17 protein-coding genes are annotated in these 21,032 nt (G+C 53.2%); 13 read left to right on the top strand and 4 right to left on the bottom strand.

The features are described from left to right. The first annotated feature begins 655 nt into the window (after positions 1 to 655). On the top strand, positions 656 to 2,734 hold the full coding sequence (locus POG22_RS19810; protein WP_498906890.1) for a thioredoxin domain-containing protein: 2,079 nt from the start codon (positions 656 to 658) through the stop codon (positions 2,732 to 2,734). A 98-nt stretch (positions 2,735 to 2,832) separates the two neighbouring features. Here the strand turns inward: POG22_RS19810 and POG22_RS19815 are convergent, their stop codons facing one another. Continuing rightward, complete coding sequence (locus POG22_RS19815; protein WP_498906891.1) at positions 2,833 to 2,994, bottom strand: hypothetical protein; 162 nt, start codon at positions 2,992 to 2,994, stop codon at positions 2,833 to 2,835. Between the two features lie 194 nt (positions 2,995 to 3,188). On the opposite strand from POG22_RS19815, the gene POG22_RS19820 reads away from it, so the two are divergent. Continuing rightward, positions 3,189 to 5,339 carry an ATP-binding protein gene (locus POG22_RS19820; protein ID WP_498906892.1) on the top strand — a complete coding sequence of 717 codons (2,151 nt, stop codon included), beginning with the start codon at positions 3,189 to 3,191 and terminating at the stop codon, positions 5,337 to 5,339. On the opposite strand, the gene POG22_RS19825 is transcribed toward POG22_RS19820, so the two are convergent. Next, entirely contained in the window at positions 5,300 to 5,584 is a 285-nt protein-coding gene (locus POG22_RS19825; RefSeq protein WP_498906893.1) for a DUF427 domain-containing protein, read from the bottom strand. The genes POG22_RS19820 and POG22_RS19825 overlap by 40 nt on opposite strands. Positions 5,585 to 5,834: 250 nt before the next feature. Between POG22_RS19825 and POG22_RS19830 the strand changes: the two genes are divergently transcribed. The 3 genes from POG22_RS19830 to rpoD all read left to right on the top strand — a co-directional run bounded on the left by POG22_RS19830 (position 5,835) and on the right by rpoD (position 9,534). Next, positions 5,835 to 7,034 (top strand): hypothetical protein, encoded by a 1,200-nt coding sequence (locus POG22_RS19830; protein WP_498906894.1) that lies wholly within the window; start codon positions 5,835 to 5,837, stop codon positions 7,032 to 7,034. Between the two features lie 64 nt (positions 7,035 to 7,098). Further along, positions 7,099 to 7,797, top strand: a complete 699-nt coding sequence (locus tag POG22_RS19835) for a polysaccharide deacetylase family protein (RefSeq protein ID WP_498906895.1) — start codon at positions 7,099 to 7,101, stop codon at positions 7,795 to 7,797. Between the two features lie 420 nt (positions 7,798 to 8,217). Further along, positions 8,218 to 9,534: an RNA polymerase sigma factor RpoD gene (rpoD, locus tag POG22_RS19840; protein WP_063718020.1), complete on the top strand. Its 1,317-nt coding sequence runs from the start codon at positions 8,218 to 8,220 to the stop codon at positions 9,532 to 9,534. Positions 9,535 to 10,001: 467 nt separating this feature from the next. Here rpoD and POG22_RS19845 read toward each other — a convergent pair whose 3' ends face one another. Both POG22_RS19845 and hetR read right to left on the bottom strand, forming a co-directional pair. Next, positions 10,002 to 12,521, bottom strand: coding sequence for a sigma 54-interacting transcriptional regulator (locus tag POG22_RS19845; RefSeq protein ID WP_498906896.1), 2,520 nt, complete (start codon positions 12,519 to 12,521; stop codon positions 10,002 to 10,004). Between the two features lie 367 nt (positions 12,522 to 12,888). Further along, positions 12,889 to 13,797 (bottom strand): heterocyst differentiation master regulator HetR, encoded by a 909-nt coding sequence (gene hetR / locus POG22_RS19850; protein ID WP_063718158.1) that lies wholly within the window; start codon positions 13,795 to 13,797, stop codon positions 12,889 to 12,891. A 280-nt stretch (positions 13,798 to 14,077) separates the two neighbouring features. Here hetR and POG22_RS19855 point away from each other — a divergent pair, with 280 nt between their 5' ends. The 8 genes from POG22_RS19855 (at position 14,078) to POG22_RS19890 (ending at position 20,997) form a co-directional block, all read left to right on the top strand. Continuing rightward, entirely contained in the window at positions 14,078 to 14,440 is a 363-nt protein-coding gene (locus POG22_RS19855; RefSeq protein ID WP_063718159.1) for a HesB/IscA family protein, read from the top strand. Positions 14,441 to 14,506: 66 nt separating this feature from the next. Further along, the gene (rpsL, locus tag POG22_RS19860) at positions 14,507 to 14,881 is read left to right on the top strand and encodes a 30S ribosomal protein S12 (protein ID WP_063718160.1); all 375 of its coding nucleotides are present in this window, start codon (positions 14,507 to 14,509) and stop codon (positions 14,879 to 14,881) included. A gap of 80 nt (positions 14,882 to 14,961) precedes the next feature. Further along, positions 14,962 to 15,432, top strand: coding sequence for a 30S ribosomal protein S7 (gene rpsG, locus POG22_RS19865; RefSeq protein WP_063718161.1), 471 nt, complete (start codon positions 14,962 to 14,964; stop codon positions 15,430 to 15,432). A 219-nt stretch (positions 15,433 to 15,651) separates the two neighbouring features. Beyond that, a complete protein-coding gene (gene fusA / locus POG22_RS19870) occupies positions 15,652 to 17,727 on the top strand; it encodes an elongation factor G (protein ID WP_063718162.1) in 2,076 nt (691 codons plus the stop codon). 24 nt (positions 17,728 to 17,751) lie between these two features. After that, complete coding sequence (gene tuf / locus POG22_RS19875; protein ID WP_063718163.1) at positions 17,752 to 18,981, top strand: elongation factor Tu; 1,230 nt, start codon at positions 17,752 to 17,754, stop codon at positions 18,979 to 18,981. An 86-nt stretch (positions 18,982 to 19,067) separates the two neighbouring features. Next, on the top strand, positions 19,068 to 19,385 hold the full coding sequence (gene rpsJ / locus POG22_RS19880) for a 30S ribosomal protein S10 (protein ID WP_063718164.1): 318 nt from the start codon (positions 19,068 to 19,070) through the stop codon (positions 19,383 to 19,385). 701 nt (positions 19,386 to 20,086) lie between these two features. Beyond that, the gene (locus tag POG22_RS19885; RefSeq protein ID WP_063718165.1) at positions 20,087 to 20,731 is read left to right on the top strand and encodes an LON peptidase substrate-binding domain-containing protein; all 645 of its coding nucleotides are present in this window, start codon (positions 20,087 to 20,089) and stop codon (positions 20,729 to 20,731) included. A gap of 53 nt (positions 20,732 to 20,784) precedes the next feature. Next, positions 20,785 to 20,997, top strand: a complete 213-nt coding sequence (locus POG22_RS19890) for a DUF2839 domain-containing protein (protein ID WP_063718166.1) — start codon at positions 20,785 to 20,787, stop codon at positions 20,995 to 20,997. Positions 20,998 to 21,032: the final 35 nt, after the last annotated feature.

The following is a 21,032-nucleotide window of genomic DNA, read 5'->3' on the forward strand; positions in this document are numbered from 1 at the left end:
ACACGCTCAGATGGGGTAAGATGGTGATGGCTCATTGGTTCGATCTTCAATTAGGTAATTATTCATGAAAGATCGAAGTATAGCCGATGAGCCTTTATTCGTAAACCCACCGGTGTTGCATTTCATTTTTGAATCGGCGATTCTTTAAAAGAAATCTAATATAGAATCCACATTTCAGACAGCAGTTTATCCAAACCCTACAATCACCTCTCTGTGTTCTCTGTGCCTCTGTGGTGAAGACCTCTTGAAGCCCAGCTTATGGCAAACGGATACCATATGAGGTGGCGAGCGATCGCCCATCATAAACATTTATCTGACGTGAAGAGTTGGCAGATCTCGAAACGTTTAGATACGCTAAGATAGTACTATCTCGTTCAGTCGATCTCGAACGAACTGTGCGTCGATCGAAAACCGCGTTATACCTGACGAGCTTGTCTTCGGAAACCCTTTCGTGTGACATTTAATTTTTGAATCGGGCGTCAATTGCAGTCAGTACATCTCAATCGCTAGTCAGTTACGATTTGGACTTCAATTTATCGAACTAGATTTGATGAATTGCTTTCTCAGATCGCGCTAAAAATCTCTCTTGAACCTTTCGAGCGGCTTAGCTTCCCGTTCGCAATTTCGACGAACTCAGCTAGAGGATAGCATTTCCATGACGAACCGTTTGGCAGACACACAAAGCTTATACCTGCAAAAACACGCCGAAAACCCCATCGACTGGTGGCCGTGGTGCGACGAAGCCCTCGAAACCGCCCGTCGCGAAGACAAACCTATCTTTTTATCCATCGGTTATTCGAGCTGTCACTGGTGTACCGTGATGGAAGGCGAAGCCTTTTCTGACAAAGGCATCGCCGAGTACGCCAACGCTAACTTCATCCCCATCAAAGTCGATCGCGAAGAACGTCCCGACATCGACAGCATTTATATGCAAGCCTTGCAATTAATGGTCGGACAAGGAGGTTGGCCGCTCAACGTATTTCTCATTCCCGATAGTTTAGTCCCCTTTTACGGCGGCACCTATTTTCCCCTCGCGCCTCGTTACGGACGACCGGGATTTTTGCAAGTGTTGCAGCAACTGCGACAGTATTACGATACTCAAAAAGAAAAACTCAAGGCGATCGAAACCGACATGATGGCGTCGCTGCAACAGGTGGCCGCGATTCCCCCCGAACTGGCCGAAGCCGGCGATCGCTCCTTGTTCGACAAAACCTTACTCGATCGCGGTTTACAAGTGAGCGTCAAACTCATCGAACCCGACGATCGCGCCCCCAGCTTTCCCATGATGCCCTACGCTAACGCCGCCTTACACGGGATGCGGTTCGACTTAGGGGAAGCCGTCGAAGATCCGCGATCGACCTGCCAACAACGGGGACTCGACCTCGCCCTCGGTGGCATTTTCGACCACGTTGGCGGCGGGTTTCACCGCTATACCGTCGATGCAACCTGGACGGTTCCGCACTTTGAAAAAATGCTCTACGATAACGGGCAAATTCTCGAGTATCTCGCCAATCTGTGGCAAGCGGGACTGCAAGATGCCGCTTTCGATCGCGCCGTCTCGAAAACCGTCAGTTGGTTGCAACGGGAAATGACCGCCCCTGAAGGCTATTTCTATGCCGCCCAAGATGCCGATAACTTTGAGAAACCCGAGGACAAAGAACCCGAAGAGGGGGCGTTTTACGTTTGGACTGATGCCGAGTTGCGCCAGTCTCTCAGCGACGAAGAATACGCAGCTTTAGCCGACGCCTTCGACATCTCTGAATCGGGGAACTTCGAGGGACACAACGTCTTACAGCGTCGTCGCGGGGGCGTTCTCAGCGAAACCGTCGAAGCAGCCTCAGCCAAGCTCTTCGCACTGCGGTACGGCGACGGCGTCACGTTCGACGATCCCTTTCCTCCGGCTCGCAACAATCGAGACGCCAAAACCCGCGATTGGGCGGGGCGCATTCCCCCCGTTACCGATACGAAGGCGATCGTCGCTTGGAACAGTTTGACGATTTCGGGATTGGCGCGGGCGTCGGTGGCGTTTCAGCAACCGCGATATCTAGATCTCGCCCGTCGCGCCGCCGATTTTATTTTACAGAACCAGTGGGTCGACGGACGGTTTCACCGCCTCAACTATAACGGCAACGCGTCGGTTTCAGCCCAATCGGAAGATTACGCCCTCTTTATTAAAGCTCTGCTGGACTTGCACCAAGCCGGAGCGACTTCTTATTTAGACGAGGCGGTGAAAGTACAGTCGGAGTTCGACGAGTATTTGTGGAGTGTCGAATTGGGAGGATATTACAACGCCGCTAAGGACGCCAGTAACGACCTCATCGTGCGGGAACGGACGTATACCGACAACGCGACACCTGCGGCCAACGGAACGGCCGTGGAAAATTTAGTGCGGTTGGCGTTGGTGACGGACGACGTGGACTATTTAGACCGCGCCGAACGGGGGTTACAGTCTTTCACTTCGATTTTGATGCAGATGCCCCAAGCCTGCCCGAGTTTGGTTAAGGCGTTAGATTGGTTCCAACACGGAACGATCGCTCGGACGACGGACTCCGAACTGGCGTGGTTGTCGCAGCACTATTTACCGACGACGGTGTTAAAGGTGACGTCGGATTTACCGGAAGGTGCGGTGGGACTCGTCTGTCACGGGTTGACGTGCTTAGAACCCGATCGCGATCGCGATCGCCTTCTCGAGCGACTTCTGACAAAATCTCGGGAAGCTCGCGCTCGGGTATAGCGACGGGAGTTTGTGGAGATCCCCAATTCGAGGAACCTCAGTCTCTTGGAAAGATGGGGGATCTTCACGGGTGGTTCGGCTCGATCCCACTGTTCTGGCTAGAGGGTTTCGCCGAAATAGGTTTCTTCTGTTTCGGCGATCGCCCGTTCGGTTTTCGGGGGGTTGAGAAATTTCACAACGATCGAACGGTTCGATTCGAGGCGCTGTTGTTTAAATATTTTCTTATAAAATAATTCAATCGTCGCATCGCCCCAATACAACCCCCCGAAACGCGATCGCGCATCTACAAAGACCCTGAAGACGCGTTGCTACGGACTGGTTCTATTGCTATAATTGAGAATCTATATCAATTGATTGAGGTGGATTGTTTCGCAAAATCCCCGAACGATCTACGAATATTTACGCAAAAACAAGGTTTTTGGGGCTTGTGATTAGAAGTTTTCGCCGAATTTTATTGAGAAAATGTCTTAACAGTTTAGTAAAACGAGAAGTCCGATCGCCTCGTCCGTGGCGGCGGTACGTTCCCTTGGCGATCGCCTTGGGGATCGGGTTGACCGCTTCCCTAGTGGGGGCGAAATTCGTGCGTCAGTGGGAACGCGATCGCGCCAGAGATCTCTTCGATCGCCAAGCCGACAGCCTGACGTTTGCCTTTCAACAACAGGTCGATCGCGCGACGCAACTCGTAGGCGCTCTCGACGCCTTCTACCGTACCTCGGAGGATTTGACCGGCGAACGGCTCGCGCAATTTTCCCAAAGCCTGCTCGTCGGTTATCCGAAAACCTTCCATCTGGGCTGGGCGCAGTGGCACGAAAACGACACCCCCTCAAATACCTGTTTCGCCGAAACCTCACCGTCTCAAGCCGACCGAGGGAAACTCGAGATCGCGACTATCGAACCCTCTGAAAGTCAAACCCCGTGGTTGGGTTGCGATCTCGCGCCGTCTCTGCCCGCAATGCGTACCCCGGTCTTACAACGAATCGCGATCGAGCCGTCTGTAATCCTTCCCGACGGAACGTCCGGGTTTCTGTTCTACCAACCTCTCGAGGCTCGAAAGGCTTCGAGTGGCATCGTCTTCGCCCTGTACGAGCGATCGGACTTTTTCCGAACGGCTTTGGCAAGTCTCAACGTACGCGATCTCGACATTTACCTCTACGATTTATCCGTCGATCGCCTCGACTCCCAACTCAAAAAAAACAGTCTCGACTCGACGCGTGGATTTCTCATCGGATACGCCGCGCAGAACCGCCAACTCTTCGATCGCGTTTCTAATCCACCCTCTCCGCGAAAACCCTTAGAATCCTATTGGAACCCGCGACGACCCCAAACCGATAACAGCGAGACGGGCTATCCCTTACCCGAACACTGTCCTTACAGCAGCGATCGCACCGTCTGTATGCGAACCCTCAACGTCGCCGATCGCGAATGGACGATCCTCCTGGTTCCCCGTGCGTCTTGGCATACCGTTCCCTGGGCGTCTGCGGCGACGCTGGCGATCGGACTGTTAGGCACGAGCCTCTTGGCGGGCTACTTGTGGATGTCAATTCGGCGGACACTACACACCGAAGCCCTTGCCAGCAAACTCCACAAAGCCAACACCGCCTATCGCGTCTCCGAAGCTCGAACCTTCGATCGCGCCAAGCGACTCGAACGAGCCTTACGAGAACTGCACCACACCCAAGCGAAATTAATTCAAAGCGAAAAAATGTCCAGTTTGGGGCAGATGGTGGCCGGAGTCGCCCACGAAATCAACAATCCCGTCAACTTCATCTACGGAAACCTCGTCCATCTCAGCGACTACAGCGAAAACCTGCTGTCGTTAGTGCGAGCGTACCAGCTCCACGTCCGCAATCCGCCTCCGGAAATTCTCGAGTTACTCGAAGACGACGATTTAGCCTTCGCCATCGAAGACCTGCCCAAAGTTCTCGATTCGATGAAAATGGGAACCGAACGCATTCGCGATGTGGTGCGATCGCTGCGTACCTTTTCCCGCCTCGACGAAGCCGATTTCAAAGCCGTAGACGTTCGCGAAGGCATCGACAGTGCGCTGGCCATTTTGCAACATCGCCTCAATCCCTGCGGCGATCGCCCACAAATCCGCGTTATCCAAAGCTACGGCGACCTTCCCCTCGTCGAATGTTACCCCGGTCAACTCAACCAGGTCTTTTTAAACCTCCTCACCAACGCCATCGATGCTATCGACGAACGCGATCGCCGACACACCCCTGAAGAACGAGGTTCTCAATCCCCAACGATTTGTATCGAAACCGAACTCGAAGGGTGCGATCGCGTTATTATCCGTATTTCCGACAACGGCATCGGCATTCCCGACTTTGCCAAACCCAAACTCTTCGATCCCTTCTTTACCACCAAACCCGTCGGACAGGGAACGGGTTTGGGACTAGCCGTTAGCTATCAAATTATCGAGAAAAACCACCGAGGCCAGTTATCGTATACAACTGGTCTCGGTGTGGGAACGCAGTTTAAAATTTGTCTTCCCCTACGTCCATCTCTTGCCGCATCGGACGGCTGTAACGAGATTCAACGCACTTTGTCCGATGCGGGGGGTTACACTTCCACCTTGACCCCACGCCAAAAGGCCACGTAGCCTTCAAAGTGCTTCGCTTTGGCTTTCGCGTCGGGGTAATACCAGGCGGCGTCGGGGTTTTGTTCGCCGTTGACCTCTAGGGTGTAGTAACTGGCGACGCCTTTCCAGGGACAGGAGGTGCGAGTATCGCTGGGCTTGAAATACTCGGATTTAATCGAATCTGGGGGAAAGTAGTAATTCCCCTCGACTCGTTCGCAATTATCGCTCTCGGCGACGACGACACCGTTCCAGATAGCTTTGGACATGGAATTATCCTTTCGATCGATTCGACGCTTTCGATCGTATTCTAGTAGGGGCGCTTGGATCGCGATCGACAAACGCCTTGGGCGTGTGTTTATCAGTGTAAAGTGCAGAGGGCAGAGCGTAGAGTGAGAATTCCTCTTTAACTCTTCACTCTCCACTCTTATACTCTTCCCTGAAAGAAGCACACCGCCACGAACAAGCTTGCTAGAGTGAAAAGCTGCCGGAAACCCCCATCGATCCTTTGTATTTCTCATGGAGCAGTCTCGAAACCCCGAAGAGCGCCAGTCGATGTTGTACTTCCACTACAATGCTTCAAAGGACGACAATTCCGACGCTTCGTCCGTTCAAGGCGTGATTAAGGAAGAAGAAGACGGAACCTTCGTTCTGCTGGACTGGATGCACCGGGACGAGGACAACTCGAACGCGCTGCGGGTGCGCGATTCGGTGGTGATGAGACTCCCCTACACTGACGCGACCACTGACGCGACGCCACCGCCGCCTACTGTCGAGGTATCCCCTCAACCATCTCAACCCCCTCGACGCCGTCGTCCGAAGCGCCGTAAACCTTCGGCTTCTCAGTCTGAGTTCGATGAAGACTCCTCGCTGTTTTCAACGGGTTTAGCTGTCGGATTGGGAGTGAACCTCTTGGCGTTACTGGCAGGAGCGTATTTGCTTCGGTTTGCTGCCCCCGCTGGTGATTTGCAGGTGTTGCAACAGGCTAGCGATCGCGGCGATCGCGGACAGTTAACCGAGGCGATCGCTCTAGCGGAAAGCATTTCCCCCGACAGTCCCGCTTACCAGGACGCACAGCAGCAAATTTCCCAGTGGCGGCGGGTTTGGCAAGCCGCAACTGCTAAAGTCGAAGCTCTTGAAAGGGCGTTTGAGAAGGGACAATGGCAACAGGTGCTGTTGTTGTCGGAAGAACTTTCCGAATTTGATGACTTGCGCGATCGCGTGGCTCCCTTTGTCGAACAAGCTCAGGCGCGTTTGGATGCCGAAGCTTACGAATGGTTGCAATTAGCCTTCGATCGCGGACGCGATCGCGATTTCCACGGAGCGTTACAGGCGCTCGAACGCGTTCCCCAGGGAAGCTCTCTCTACGATCGCGTGGCGTCGAAAACCGCCGAATACCGGCAAAAACGAGACGTGCGAGCGGCCTGGCTGCTACAACAAGCCTTCGATCGCGCCGCAGCCAAAGACTTCTCGACCGCACTGACCTATTTACAACAAATTCCCCCCGGAACGCCTGCTTACGAAAAGGTCGCGCCGAAATTGGCACAATACCACCGACAGCGTAACCTTCGCGCCACTTGGCTGCTGCAAAAAGCGTTCGACTCGGCCGTCAACCGACAGTTCGAGTCGGCCTTGGCCTATTTACAACGCATTCCCAGCGGGACGGAAGTTTACGACATCGCTCAGGCGAAGATTAGCGAATATCAGTTGTTGCGCTAGAGTCGGGAAAGGGAAAAATAAGCAAGATACTGTTCCCCGTTCCCCGTTCCCCGTTCCCTATTTCATGCAATTCGCGCCGTTATATCCACTCCTGTACCGCGTTCTCGCACCGACGTTTCCGAGTTGTCTGTGGTCGATCGAGACCTCAGAACCTGTAGTCGCCTTGACGTTCGATGACGGACCGCACCCGGAGTACACGCCACAGGTACTCGATGTTTTGGAAAAATTCGGGATCGTTGCCAGTTTCTTTTGGTTGGGGAGTTGCGTTCGTCGCTATCCCGAGGTGGCGAAAGCGGTCTTCGATCGCGGTCACTGGATTGGTTTGCATGGCGACACCCATCGTTCGTTTATCCGCTCGACCCGAGATGAATTACAAAGCAGATTAGAATGCAATCAACTCGCGATCTCCGAGGCTCTCGATCTTCCTCTAGAGTGGGTCGGAGATCGCGTTCGTGACGTGCGACCGCCTAACGGTCTGTTTACGCCTCAAACTCTCACGTGGCTGCAAGAGTGGAACTATCGTCCGGTCATGTGGAGCGTCGTTCCTGAAGATTGGGTTCGACCGGGAATCTCGCGTGCGGTCGATCGGGTTTTGTCTCAAGTTCGACCCGGTTCGGTGGTGGTTCTACACGACGGACGTTTGGGTGGAGAAGACGCAGCCGAAACAACGCGATCGATTGTTAAAGCTTTGCAACACCAAACGTATCGATTTGTTACTATCGACCCGTTATGGCAATGTAAACTCGGCCGAGTCAGTGGCTAGACCTAGAAAGTTGCGTTAACTTACACTTAAGGGCTGTGGTCGAGTGAGTTTCCCGATCGTTGCAATCTCGTACGTATTTCAAACTTGCTAAATCCAACGATATTGCTAACATGGAACGACGAATCTCGCTCGAGATCCATCAGGGGAAGTTCGATCCATGTTCGACCGGTCGTTTTGAGTGAAAACGGCTACAATTCGGAAAGGCATTTTCCCCCTCTTGGTGTGAGGCGATCTCGTACGGGTCTAAATCAACTTAGACTCGAAAGACCGCAAATCGATCGCACTCGAGAAAACTTGAGTTAAGCTAAGAAAGCTTTTTACTCAACAGCTCGTTCGCCGATACGAGGGATCGCTTAAGAGCGTGCGAAGTAACGCAACAGAATTGCATCAGTTGAATCACACGAACATGAGGAACGCGGCATGACCCAGGCTAACAACGTACTGGCTATCAAACAAAACACTCTCACCAGTGTCGATCGGTCTGAAAACGAAATCGACCTGCTCATGCAAGATGACGTCCGACCTGACGAGGTTCTCGAAACCTCAGATTCGGAATCAGACTCTGATGACGAGTACATCGAAGCTGAAGCAGCAGTGCAAGCGGCCAAAGCGAGCAAAGCGCGATCGAAGCGAAAAGCCCAGGCGAAAAAAAAGCACTACACAGAAGATTCGATTCGCCTTTACCTGCAAGAAATCGGACGCATTCGCTTGCTGCGGGCTGACGAAGAAATCGAACTGGCTCGTCTGATCGAAGATTTGCTATATCTCGAATCTCTTCAAGGCCGTTTTGAAGAAGAGATGGGGAACCTCCCGACCGATCGAGAGTGGGCGAAACTCGCTTGGCTCGGAGATCCCGTTCGAGAACGACATCTCGAAGAGCAAGGTACGAAACCCGATACGGATAAATACGTCTGGCCGGCCGTTCGCGAAAAACTCGACGAGCCGGAAACCGAGAAAGCTTGGGCTGCACAAAGCCGAAAATTCTGTTCGTCGTTCCGTTCTCGCCTCTACAAAGACCGTCGCGCTAAAGACAAAATGGTTCAGTCGAACCTGCGTTTGGTGGTGTCGATCGCCAAAAAATATATGAATCGCGGCCTGTCGTTCCAAGATCTGATTCAAGAGGGGAGTTTGGGGCTGATTCGCGCAGCGGAAAAATTCGATCACGAGAAAGGCTACAAGTTCTCAACCTATGCGACGTGGTGGATTCGCCAGGCCATCACCCGTGCGATCGCCGATCAGTCTCGGACGATCCGCCTTCCGGTTCACCTCTACGAAACCATTTCTCGCATCAAGAAGACAACGAAGCTACTGTCTCAGGAAATGGGACGCAAACCGACTGAAGAGGAAATCGCCACTCGCATGGAAATGACCATCGAGAAACTGCGGTTTATTGCGAAGTCCGCTCAACTTCCCATTTCCCTCGAAACGCCGATCGGCAAAGAAGAAGATTCGCGGTTGGGCGATTTCATCGAGTCTGACGGCGAAACCCCTGAAGATCAAGTCTCGAAAAGCCTGTTGCGGGAAGATTTAGAAAGCGTCCTCGATACCCTCAGCCCCCGAGAACGGGACGTTTTACGCCTGCGTTACGGTTTGGACGACGGACGTATGAAAACCCTCGAAGAAATCGGTCAGATTTTCAACGTCACTCGGGAGCGCATCCGCCAAATCGAAGCCAAAGCGCTTCGCAAGTTGCGCCATCCGAATCGCAACAGCATCCTGAAAGAATATATTCGGTAGTTTCTGTTTTTTTCGTCTCGCACGTCGCTCTATCGACGGTTTATCGAGATCGACGATCTCCAAACGCGCTAGCAACTTCTTTGGCTTTCGAGTCGATAATGCTGGCGCGTTCGTTCGTATGAGGTGGCGATCGACGATCGCTCCGTATTTTTTCGAGGATACGCTTGAGTAAAAATACGGAAACTATTTTGTTAAGTAAAAAAAAATTGCGTGTCTTTTCGTTTTTTTATTTGATGTATTCTAACGATTCCATCTTTTTCTAAAGATATTGTAAAGCATATTTAAAGTTTTCGTAAATTTTTTCGATCGTCTCATCTAAACCGAACGGCACGCTATCGTGTTGAGTCGGTTTAGATTGAATAAAAAATCAATAATTTAGTTTTTCACTTTTTGACGAATTTGTCAACACCCAATTTTCCTTAAACCGCGTCCGAACCGTCCCCTTTTGAGTCAGCTTTGGGATCGTTCTATTCCAGAACGACCGAGGCAAAAGCCGTTGCCAGTGCGATCGAACCGAGATGGAGAGGCAACAACGCCCAAAACGATTGTTTCGCAATCTTCTGCATCAGTAATATCGAGAGAACGGTCGAAAACACGAGTGTCGTTCCTTGCAAAAAGGAGATGACTGCCGAATCTGCTACCCAAATCGGCAAATTCGCCCCGTCCAAGCCAAAGGTGGCAAGCGTAACTGGAAGTACGCGCCCCGCTTCGCCCAATCCCAACGTTAAATAATGAGCGAGATTGCCTCCCAACACCAAGGGCAAATATCCATAGGCCAACTCGACAAGCGATCGCGGTTTCGGTATTTTCCCCGCCTGATAAACGACCCAAAGCACCCCATAAGCCACCACCGGAATCAGAACGGGAACCGACAACGCCAAAACGGAGAGTTCCAAATGGGGGAAAAATCGAGTCAGATCGAACGATAACTGAAATTGCTGTTGCAGTTGTGGTAAGCGGTGGAGGAAAACGCCCCCCAACAACAGAAACAACAACGCGACTTCATCGGTTCGGGGTTGGTGCGTCGTCCAAAGTTCGATCGCCGGAAGACGCCAGTTAAACTCCACCGAACGATGGGGACAGGCTTTCAAACAAGTCATACACAAAACGCAATCGCGGTTGTCTTGCAGTTGCGCCGGGTGAGAATAGAGCGGACAACCCTCAGTTTCTTGCCCTTCCCCTTTCCGGGGACCACCTTTATAACACTGATAGGTGGTACATTCGGCCGAACAAATTCCCGGTTGCGCCCGTAGCTCCGTCATCGACAACTTGGCAAACAACCCGTTCATGCCGCCGATGGGACAGAGGTAACGACACCAAAACCGCCGCTCGAAAACGAGCGAGAAAATGACTGCCCCCGCCGTGATGAGCAGTAACAAACAACTAGACAAATAGGCGGTATTTTCCAAGTTCCAGAGTTCTTCCCACAGGAAAATTAAGACGAACAGTCCGAACAGAAACCAACCGCCCCACCGTTCGGCACTTTCGCGAGGCCAGCGTCGCAGCGTTCGGGGAAAGAGTTTCAAGGACAGTTTTTGAGTGAGTTCGCCATAAATCATAAACGGACAGACGGCGCACCACAGTCGCCCCACAAAGGGAAAACCGATGAGAACCAGCGGCCACCACCACGCCCAAAACAGGTTGAGAGCGACATTGCGATCGCGAGTTTGAGGTCCGACGAACAGCAGAATCACGACGAGGGCGAACAGCCAGGTGGTAATGCCGTAATTCAAGCCGTCAGGCCAAAAGCGACTGCGAAGGAACTGGCGCAACCGGGGATAGGCTTTAAAGAGGTTGAAGCGAAACTTAGTTTTCTTGCTTTGAGTCGACCAAAATAACTCTTCAGTCAGTTCCGACGCCCCTTCAGCTTGTGTCACGGCGCGTTTGACGAGACTGTCCAACTCGCGCAGGTTGTTCGGAAAGTCGTAACTCTGTAAGCGTCGAATCGCTTCTGGGGTAACGGTGGGTTTCTCTAACCCTCGAGCGCGGCAGCACAGGCGCAGGTAATAATCGACCTTGGCTTTAACGTCAGCCTTGCGAACGCGTAGGGGCGGAACTTTAATGCGATGACTGACGCAAGACTCGAATTCTGGAAGGGTGCGTTCGGAAATCAGAACGATACGAGCGCGACAGGGACGCGGTTCTGGGGTGCGATCGCCCTCGCGGGAAATGGGGGTATAGGTTCCCGTTTCGAGGAGACTGGCGATTTTCGGATGGAGTTCTGGCGGTAAGTCTTGAACGTTGTTGAGAACGAGAGTTCCAGTTCCCACCCATTCGAGGAGTCCCGGTTTTCCGCCGACTCGTCCGAACAGTTCGGCGCCGCTGGTTTGAAGGAGTCCGCTCGTGAGTTGTACCATCGGTTCGCGACGCCAGGGAGAGCCGTAATGGATGAGGGCGGCGATGTTGTCTTTTTCGAGTCCCGGTTCGCCGAAAATGAGGACGGATTGGCGATCGCGCGAGGCGTCTTCGATTTGCGATCGCAGGCGTTGGGCGTAGCGACTGTTCCCGATGATTCCCCGCCGAATTCGGGTGACGAGATAGGGGCGCAGAGCGGTTTGGCGATCGCGTTCGTAGGCCAGTTGGTTGGAGACGCGATCGAGTTCGGCGGCCAGTTGTCGCGAGAAGATTTGGCTGATTTCGGGACGGCGATCGAGCAGTTGCTGGAACTGTTCTCGGGAAATCCACCACAGTTGAGCGTCGGTGAGGGTCGTCGCGACAAAGGACGCCGGGCGATCGAGTAATAAATCTTGTAAATAGAGAACGGCGCCGGGAGTCGAGCAAAATTCCGCCGCGTCGCGATCGCAGTGGAGTCGTCCCTCGTAAAGAACGTACAACCCATCTGGCGGGGTATCGAGTTGTCCGAGGCGGGTTTCAGCGGCGATCGTGCGGACTTCGATCGCGCTGGCCAAATCGGCGAGAGTCTCGTCGGAAAGGTCTTGTAGCGGGGTGTGGGCTTTAAGCCAAGTCGCTCGTTCGGACGCTATCATGGAGGGTGCGATCCCGTATCGTTCGTCCTTTATAGTAGTCGATTCGCGATGACCTGGGCTGACGTACCGAATCTTTGGGTTCCGTTCGTGTTGTTCGGCTGTATTGTCTGGGCAGCCGTGTTTTTCAGGACTCGTTCCTAGGGAGCGAGGGGGAAACTCGAGCTGCTGTCAGGGAGTTTTGGCTGCCCGATTTCAGAAAAGACCGACCGATGCTCGAACCGATTTGGAGCGCGGACAAAGCCCGCCGACCTCGCCAGATGTGGCGATCGACGTTAAATCGCATCAGTCTTGAGCCACCTGAAAAAGCGAGACCGAAGACCCCTAAGATGGGGGCGATCGGTCTCGCGTTCCTCGAGCGGTTTCGATGTTAAAACAACCCGTCGTCTCGAGGTCCGACGACCATTTGCAACACGGTTGCCCGGCCGCCTTTCGAGTGGTATTTATCTGCCCAACCGCGCACTAATTCGTCGAGTTCGGCAAAAGCATCTTCGAGGCGATCGCTGTCGATGTCCAACTCCTCGAGCAAGCGCATCGTCGTCGGCTCCCGTCGCGCCCAATCGCGCATCATGCGAAAATAACGAGCCGTGTCCTCGACCATCGTATAAGTCCGTTCCTCGTCGTCGGCGGGCGAGTAAGAGGCTCGCGTGAGCGTATAAACCGGCATTCCCCAAGGCGAATCGATGCGCGTGACCGTTCCCGAATAAATCAAACGCCGCTTGATATGCTCGGCTAGAGCTTCGCTGAGGGGCATTCGGCGCTCGGGAGGTAAATCTTCCTGCGATCGACTGTGAAGGAATTCGATCAGCTCCATGAATTGGAACGAGTTGATCGCCTGAGCGTCGGGGAGGGGTTTAGGAAACTTACGTTCGAGTTGGCGTTTTTCGTCCGGTGACAAGCTGTTTCCCGCAATACGGGGTTTTCCGGGTTGCCAGGGAAACTGTTCGAGCCAAACATAAGGAAACTGAATGAGATATCGAGGTTCTTGAGACCCCAACATTTTTAACAGCTTGCCTTGAGTCAGTGCCTGACGGACTTCTTCGACGATGACTTTAACCCGCCTCGGTTCGATATGATGCAGGTGTCCGGTCATGCGTAAATTTTGTCCTTGCTCTAAATACGTCAAGTAAATGGCGCATTTAGCCGCCGTGGCTGCCGCATCGAGGAACGCCCCGTGTCGGTGTCCGCTCGTTCGCATTGCGATAAATGCCAAGTAGAGCATGATTTGATCCATCGCGCTCGGACTCAGGCGTTCGATCAAATCGGTATCTTTATTCATTACAATTCCCGAATCTTCTAATTTTGGAGGTTTCACAGTCTCCTCCGCACGATTTGTGTACGATCGTTACCCATATCGCCCCAGAATCAACCGATAGCGTTTTCTGTGAACGATTTTGATTCGATGCACACCTGTTCGGTCGGGACACAAAGCCGAAGAGATCGCGGCGATCGAGCAGCGCGAAAGACTTCAGTTTGGAGGAAGATTCCCGTATATACTCAATAGTAGCCGATCGAGACCGAACGCCACTCGATCGCGTTAACCCGTTCGTCGATTTTCCATGATTGTTTTGAGTCCGACTGCCGTGCGAGAAATCGCGCGGTTGAAATCCAAACATAGTTCTGCCGAAGCGCGTTTGCGAGTGCGCGTTCGAGAAGGAGGGTGCGCCACGTTGTACTACGATCTCAACTTCGACGACCAGTTCGGCACCGACGACCTTACCGGCGAGTTCGAAGGCATTGCGATCGTCGTCGATGCGGCCAGCCGTACTTATGTCGAAGGACTGACGATCGATTACACCGAAGATTTAATGGGGGGAGGATTTCGTTTTTACAATCCCCAGGCCGAACGAACCTGTAGCTGCGGTCATTCTTTTGTACCTCGAAACGACCGTTCTCATCACTCAACGAACGTTGACAGGTAAATAAAAGATTGGTATAGTTAAAGACTGTTTCCAAACTAGAAGCATAGTCGGCTTACTACATTACCTATGCCCACGATTCAGCAGCTCGTTCGCAGCGAGCGCCAGAAGGCAAAGAAGAAAACGAAGTCACCCGCCTTAAAAAGCTGCCCCCAACGGCGCGGCGTCTGCACGCGGGTTTATACCACGACGCCGAAAAAGCCGAACTCCGCACTTCGGAAAGTCGCACGGGTTCGTCTGACCTCAGGCTTTGAAGTGACGGCCTACATTCCCGGCATCGGTCACAACCTACAAGAACACTCCGTTGTCATGTTGCGCGGCGGTCGTGTCAAAGACCTCCCCGGCGTGCGCTATCACATCGTTCGCGGCACGTTAGATACCGCCGGAGTCAAAGACCGTCGTCAAGGCCGTTCCAAATACGGCGCCAAACGTCCGAAAGAATAAGACCCACCACCTTCAGCGGGTCATCGTTCGTCACCTGTTGTCTAGCGATCTCGTAAAATTAATAGCGAATACAGAAACTTATGTCACGTCGCAGAGTCGTTCAAAAACGTCCGGTCCCTCCCGATCCGGTGTACAACAGCCGCCTCGTCAGCATGATGGTGCGTCGCGTGATGCGCCACGGCAAAAAATCACTGGCCTCGAACCTCATCTACGATGCCATGAAGATCGTCGAAGAGCGGACGGGATCGGATCCCTTAGAATTATTTGAGACCGCCATCCGCAACGCGACGCCGTTAGTCGAAGTCAAAGCTCGTCGAGTCGGCGGTGCGACTTATCAAGTGCCGATGGAAGTGCGCTCCGATCGCGGGACGGCTTTAGCCCTACGTTGGCTGATCGCAGCCTCGCGTCAGCGTTCGGGTAAAACCATGGCGATGAAGTTGGCCAACGAACTGATGGACGCCGCCAACGAAACGGGAAACACCATTCGCAAGCGGGAAGAAACGCACCGTATGGCGGAAGCGAACAAAGCGTTCGCACACTATCGGTACTAAACCGCGATTCGCTAGACGACATTCGGAATTCGATCGGACAAGCTTCAGAAGCACCAGAATATTAAGATACAATAAGGAACGTTGTGTCCGCGTCCAACGGGTTGCCCCTGCAATTCAGACGCGGCGGCCGCGTGTGAAAGAATACCGATCGAACTTCACCCGCGTTTTCGTAACTCACAACTCGAGTGACACAGCGGCAGATTCAATAGGGAGGTTATTGTGGCACGAACAGTCCCGCTTAACAGAATACGCAATATCGGTATTGCAGCTCACATCGACGCAGGAAAAACGACCACGACAGAGCGTATCCTGTTCTATTCCGGGATCGTCCACAAAATGGGCGAAGTCCACGAAGGAACGGCAGTAACAGACTGGATGGCTCAAGAGCGGGAGCGGGGCATTACCATCACTGCCGCTGCGATCAGCACGAGCTGGAACGACCACTTCATCAACATTATCGACACGCCCGGCCACGTCGATTTCACCATCGAAGTCGAACGGTCGATGCGGGTTCTCGACGGTGTCGTTGCCGTTTTTTGTTCCGTCGGCGGCGTACAGCCTCAGTCTGAAACCGTTTGGCGGCAGGCCGAGCGTTATAAAGTTCCCCGGATCGCGTTCGTCAACAAGATGGACCGCACGGGTGCGAACTTCTTCAAGGTTTACAACCAGATTCGAGATCGGCTGCGGGCGAACGCCGTCCCCGTTCAAATCCCCATCGGAAGTGAAAGCGATTTCCACGGCGTCGTCGATCTCGTGGGACAGAAAGCCTACATCTACACCAACGACATCGGCACGGACATTCAAGTGACCGAAATTCCCGAAGAAGTCTCCGAACTGGCGGCTGAATACCGGGAAAAACTCCTCGAAGCCGTCGCCGAAACCGACGACGCCTTGATGGAAAAATACCTCGAAGGGGAAGAGCTGACTGAAGAAGAAGTGCGATCGACCGTTCGCAAAGCGACGATCGCCGGAACCATGGTTCCCATGCTCTGCGGTTCTGCCTTTAAAAACCGAGGCGTCCAGCGTCTGCTCGATGCGGTCGTCGATTATCTGCCCTCTCCCATTGAAGTCCCGCCGATTCAGGGAACCCTGCCCGACGGAGAAGTGGCAGCTCGTCCGGCGGACGACGAAGCACCCCTATCGGCTCTGGCCTTTAAAGTCATGTCCGACCCTTACGGTCGCTTGACTTTCGTGCGCGTTTACTCGGGCATCCTCAAAAAAGGAAGCTACGTGTACAACGCCACCAAAGACCAAAAAGAGCGGATTTCTCGCCTGATCGTCCTCAAAGCCGACGAGCGAATCGAAGTCGACGAACTGCGATCGGGAGACCTCGGAGCAGCCCTCGGGTTGAAAGATACCCTAACTGGGGATACGATTTGCGACGACGAATCGCCGATTATTCTCGAATCGCTCTATATCCCCGAACCGGTGATCTCCGTCGCGGTCGAACCGAAAACCAAAGCCGACATGGAGAAACTCTCCAAAGCGTTGCAAGCGTTATCGGAAGAAGACCCGACGTTTCGCGTGACCACCGACTCCGAAACCAACCAGACCGTGATCGCCGGGATGGGCGAACTGCACCTGGAAATCCTGGTCGATCGAATGCTGCGCGAGTTCAAAGTCGAAGCAGAAGTCGGCGCGCCACAGGTGGCGTATCGCGAAACGATCCGCAAATCCACCCAAGCCGAAGGCAAATTCGTGCGTCAGAGCGGTGGTAAAGGACAGTACGGTCACGTTGTCATCGAACTGGAACCCGGCGAAACGGGAAGCGGCTTTGAATTCGTTTCCAAAATCGTCGGTGGTTCGGTTCCGAAAGAATATATCGGACCGGCTGAAAACGGGATGAAAGAAGCCTGCGAATCTGGTATCCTTGCTGGTTATCCCTTGATCGACGTAAAAGCCACGTTGGTTGACGGGTCTTACCACGAGGTCGATTCCAACGAGATGGCCTTTAAAATTGCCGGTTCTATGGCAATTAAAAACGCCGTCAGCAAAGCATCACCGGTTCTGTTAGAGCCGATGATGAAAGTCGAGGTCGAAGTTCCCGAAGAATTCATCGGAAACGTCATTGGCGACCTCAACTCCCGTCGAGGCCAGATCGAAGGTCAAGAGACGGATGAAGGGCTGGCGAAAGTCTCTGCCAAAGTACCTTTGGCGGAAATGTTCGGCTATGCCACCGATATCCGCTCCAAGACCCAAGGTCGCGGTATCTTCTCGATGGAATTCAGCAACTACGACGAAGTTCCGCGTAGTGTCGCTGAAGAAATCATCGCAAAAAGCAAAGGGAACGCATAACACAGGAGAAGGAACACACGATTCATGGCACGCGCAAAATTCGAACGGAACAAACCCCACGTCAACATCGGTACGATCGGTCACGTCGATCACGGTAAAACGACGCTGACGGCTGCCATCACGGGAACCCTCGCCGTGACGGGTAAAGCGAAAGCTCGCAAATATGCCGACATCGATGCCGCTCCCGAAGAAAAAGAGCGGGGTATCACCATCAACACGGCTCACGTCGAGTACGAAACCGACAACCGCCACTACGCTCACGTGGACTGCCCCGGACACGCGGACTACGTGAAAAACATGATCACCGGAGCCGCTCAAATGGACGGCGCGATCCTGGTGGTGTCTGCGGCTGACGGCCCGATGCCTCAAACCCGCGAACACATTCTGCTGGCTCGTCAGGTGGGCGTTCCCAGCTTGGTCGTGTTCTTGAACAAACAAGACCAAGTCGACGACGAAGAGCTGCTCGAACTCGTCGAACTCGAAGTTCGCGAACTGCTCAGCGAATACGACTTCCCTGGCGATGACATTCCCATCGTGACCGGCTCGGCTCTCAAGGCCATCGAAGCCCTGGAAGAAAATCCGGCGATCGGTGCTGGCGAAAACGAATGGGTCGATAAAATCCTGCAACTGATGGAAGAAGTCGATGGCTACGTGCCGACTCCCGAGCGCGATGTCGATAAAGACTTCCTGATGGCGGTTGAAGACGTATTCTCCATTACGGGTCGCGGAACCGTCGCCACTGGACGGATCGAGCGCGGTATCGTCAAAGTCGGCGATACGGTTGAAATCGTTGGGATCAAAGACACCCGCAGCACTACCGTTACCGGTGTGGAAATGTTCCAGAAAACCCTGGATCAAGGGATGGCTGGCGACAACGTGGGCGTCCTGTTGCGTGGTGTTCAGAAAGCTGACATCGAACGGGGTATGGTGCTGGCCAAACCCGGTACGATCAACCCTCACACCAAGTTCGAGGCTGAGGTTTATATTCTGAAAAAAGAAGAAGGCGGACGTCACACCCCCTTCTTCCCCGGATACCGTCCTCAGTTCTACGTTCGGACGACCGACGTGACCGGCACCATCAGCGACTTTACTGCTGACGACGGTAGCGCGGCTGAAATGGTCATGCCCGGAGACCGCATTAAAATGACGGTGGAACTGATTTGCCCGGTGGCGATCGAGAAAGGGATGCGCTTCGCAATTCGTGAAGGCGGCCGGACGGTCGGTGCTGGCGCGGTGGCTAAGATCGTCGAATAGCTAGATCCGCCGATCTTTCCGCTGGGGCGCACTGTGTGCGCCCCTATACTTGTCTGTTTTTCTCCGAACCTCGACAACTCAAGATTATGGCAACGATTCAGCAACAAAAAATCCGCATTCGACTCAAAGCGTTCGATCGACGCTTGCTCGATACCTCTTGCGATAAGATCGTCGATACGGCCAACCGCACCAGTGCCACGGCGATCGGTCCGATTCCTCTGCCCACCAAACGGCGCGTGTACTGCGTGTTGCGATCGCCCCACGTGGACAAAGACTCGCGCGAACACTTCGAGACGCGAACCCACCGCCGCATTATCGATATTTACCAACCTTCTTCTAAGACCATCGACGCCCTGATGAAACTGGACTTACCCGCTGGAGTCGATATCGAAGTTAAACTTTAACGGGTACATCTCAAAAATGTAAATTTATCGAATCGGAGTCTCTGTAGTGAATCGAGCTGTTGTTGGGTAGAGCCATCGCTCCACCCCTGGACGGCAGCGTTGCCGAAGTCCAACCTACCCCAGATTCATATCTTTACATCCATTGAGATGCACCCAATTTAAACCCTCTCGCCGAGGGGCTGATTTCTGTAGAAAAAATCCCTCGGCGCGATCGCCGACGTACTGTCAACCCGTTACAGATCGAGAAACTCAGCTCGAGTTTTTTAAGAGTGCCGACTCGTCAGATCCGCTCTCTAGAGCGACCGAACGAAAATCTGCTAGAATCCGAATAGCGGTAAAGCGCACTCAGAAAAAGTCGGTTGGTAGAGTCGCGACTACGGGCGCGAGAACTTTAGGGACTTACCCAAAACCCAGCAGACTGTGTAGGACAGTAGACATTTCATACCATTTTCCGAAAACTTTGAAATTGTTGCAGGTGGGCGATCCCCGCCATACGAGGCTCTTGATGGCTCATGTATAGCACGATTTTTGAAAATGGTATCGAGTGTCTTGCGGTCGGGCAGACCGTGAAAGCTTGTGGAGGGCTAGGCGACAACCGAGAAGTTGTAAAACTCCCGCTCCCAACGAAGCAAGAATCTTACGAAGAGAATTCGTAGGAGTGTCACAGTAAACGTAGAAGCACAGTTTGGACAGACGCAATAATGGCCACCTCGTCTTCTATCGCTGTTCGAGAACTCCCATTGTTTCCGCTTCCGGAAGTGGTGTTGTTTCCCGGCAGACCGCTCCCACTCCACATCTTTGAATTTCGCTATCGCATGATGATGAATACCATCCTCAACAGCGATCGCCGATTCGGAGTGTTGATGTGGGATCCCGCGAAGCGCCAGGCGAGTTCAGTCGGGTGTTGTGCGGAAATCGTCCAGCACCAAAGGCTTCCTGACGATCGCATGAAAATTTGGACGCTGGGACAACAGCGGTTTCGCGTCCTCGAATACGTTCGCGAAAAACCCTATTACGTGGGGTTAGTCGAGTGGATCGAAGACACTCCTCCAGAGCGAGACCTGCGCTCGATCGCCACCGAAGTCGAACAACTGCTTCGGGACGTAGTACGCCTGTCTGCTAAGCTTATGGATCGCGAGATCGAGCTACCCGAAGATATTCCCAGCTTGCCTACCGAGTTGTCGTACTGGGTCGCTGGAAATCTTTACGGCGTTGCCAGCGAACAACAGGACTTACTGGAAATGCAGGATACAGCCAAACGTCTCGAGCGGGAAGCTGAAATTTTGACGACGACTCGCAATCACCTCGCCGCTCGAACTGTATTGAAAGATACGTTCGACGGATAAGAGGCGAACCGATCGCGTCGTGTTGTTTTGTGTAGAATTCGATCGAAACTGTCATGGGCGAAGCTAAACGTCGCAAAGAAGCCCTGGGTGAAAAATACGGCAAAGATCCGTACATCTTGCCCTGGGTTCCCATCACCAAAAAACAAGCCGAACAGTTTGTCAGTTGGACGACAAAAGGCGCTTGGGTCGGTATCGGAGCGCTGATCGCGATCTGGCTGACTGTCATTTTTATCGGACCGTCTCTCGGGTGGTGGGAGCTGCACTAAATTATAGAAATTTCAAATAACTTAACCTCTCACTC

The organism is Geitlerinema sp. CS-897 (assembly GCF_028368005.1).
Taxonomy (GTDB): Bacteria; Cyanobacteriota; Cyanobacteriia; order Cyanobacteriales; family Geitlerinemataceae; genus Baaleninema; species Baaleninema simplex.

Bases quoted from the DNA above. Each gene is read 5' to 3' on its own strand.
- POG22_RS19810 (WP_498906890.1), top strand. From the start codon at position 656: ATGACGAACCGTTTGGCAGACACACAAAGCTTATACCTGCAAAAACAC.
- POG22_RS19825 (WP_498906893.1), bottom strand. From the start codon at position 5,584: ATGTCCAAAGCTATCTGGAACGGTGTCGTCGTCGCCGAGAGCGATAAT.
- POG22_RS19830 (WP_498906894.1), top strand. From the start codon at position 5,835: ATGGAGCAGTCTCGAAACCCCGAAGAGCGCCAGTCGATGTTGTACTTC.
- POG22_RS19835 (WP_498906895.1), top strand. From the start codon at position 7,099: ATGCAATTCGCGCCGTTATATCCACTCCTGTACCGCGTTCTCGCACCG.
- rpoD (WP_063718020.1), top strand. From the start codon at position 8,218: ATGACCCAGGCTAACAACGTACTGGCTATCAAACAAAACACTCTCACC.
- POG22_RS19845 (WP_498906896.1), bottom strand. From the start codon at position 12,521: ATGATAGCGTCCGAACGAGCGACTTGGCTTAAAGCCCACACCCCGCTA.
- hetR (WP_063718158.1), bottom strand. From the start codon at position 13,797: ATGAATAAAGATACCGATTTGATCGAACGCCTGAGTCCGAGCGCGATG.
- POG22_RS19855 (WP_063718159.1), top strand. From the start codon at position 14,078: ATGATTGTTTTGAGTCCGACTGCCGTGCGAGAAATCGCGCGGTTGAAA.
- rpsL (WP_063718160.1), top strand. From the start codon at position 14,507: ATGCCCACGATTCAGCAGCTCGTTCGCAGCGAGCGCCAGAAGGCAAAG.
- rpsG (WP_063718161.1), top strand. From the start codon at position 14,962: ATGTCACGTCGCAGAGTCGTTCAAAAACGTCCGGTCCCTCCCGATCCG.
- tuf (WP_063718163.1), top strand. From the start codon at position 17,752: ATGGCACGCGCAAAATTCGAACGGAACAAACCCCACGTCAACATCGGT.
- rpsJ (WP_063718164.1), top strand. From the start codon at position 19,068: ATGGCAACGATTCAGCAACAAAAAATCCGCATTCGACTCAAAGCGTTC.
- POG22_RS19885 (WP_063718165.1), top strand. From the start codon at position 20,087: ATGGCCACCTCGTCTTCTATCGCTGTTCGAGAACTCCCATTGTTTCCG.
- POG22_RS19890 (WP_063718166.1), top strand. From the start codon at position 20,785: ATGGGCGAAGCTAAACGTCGCAAAGAAGCCCTGGGTGAAAAATACGGC.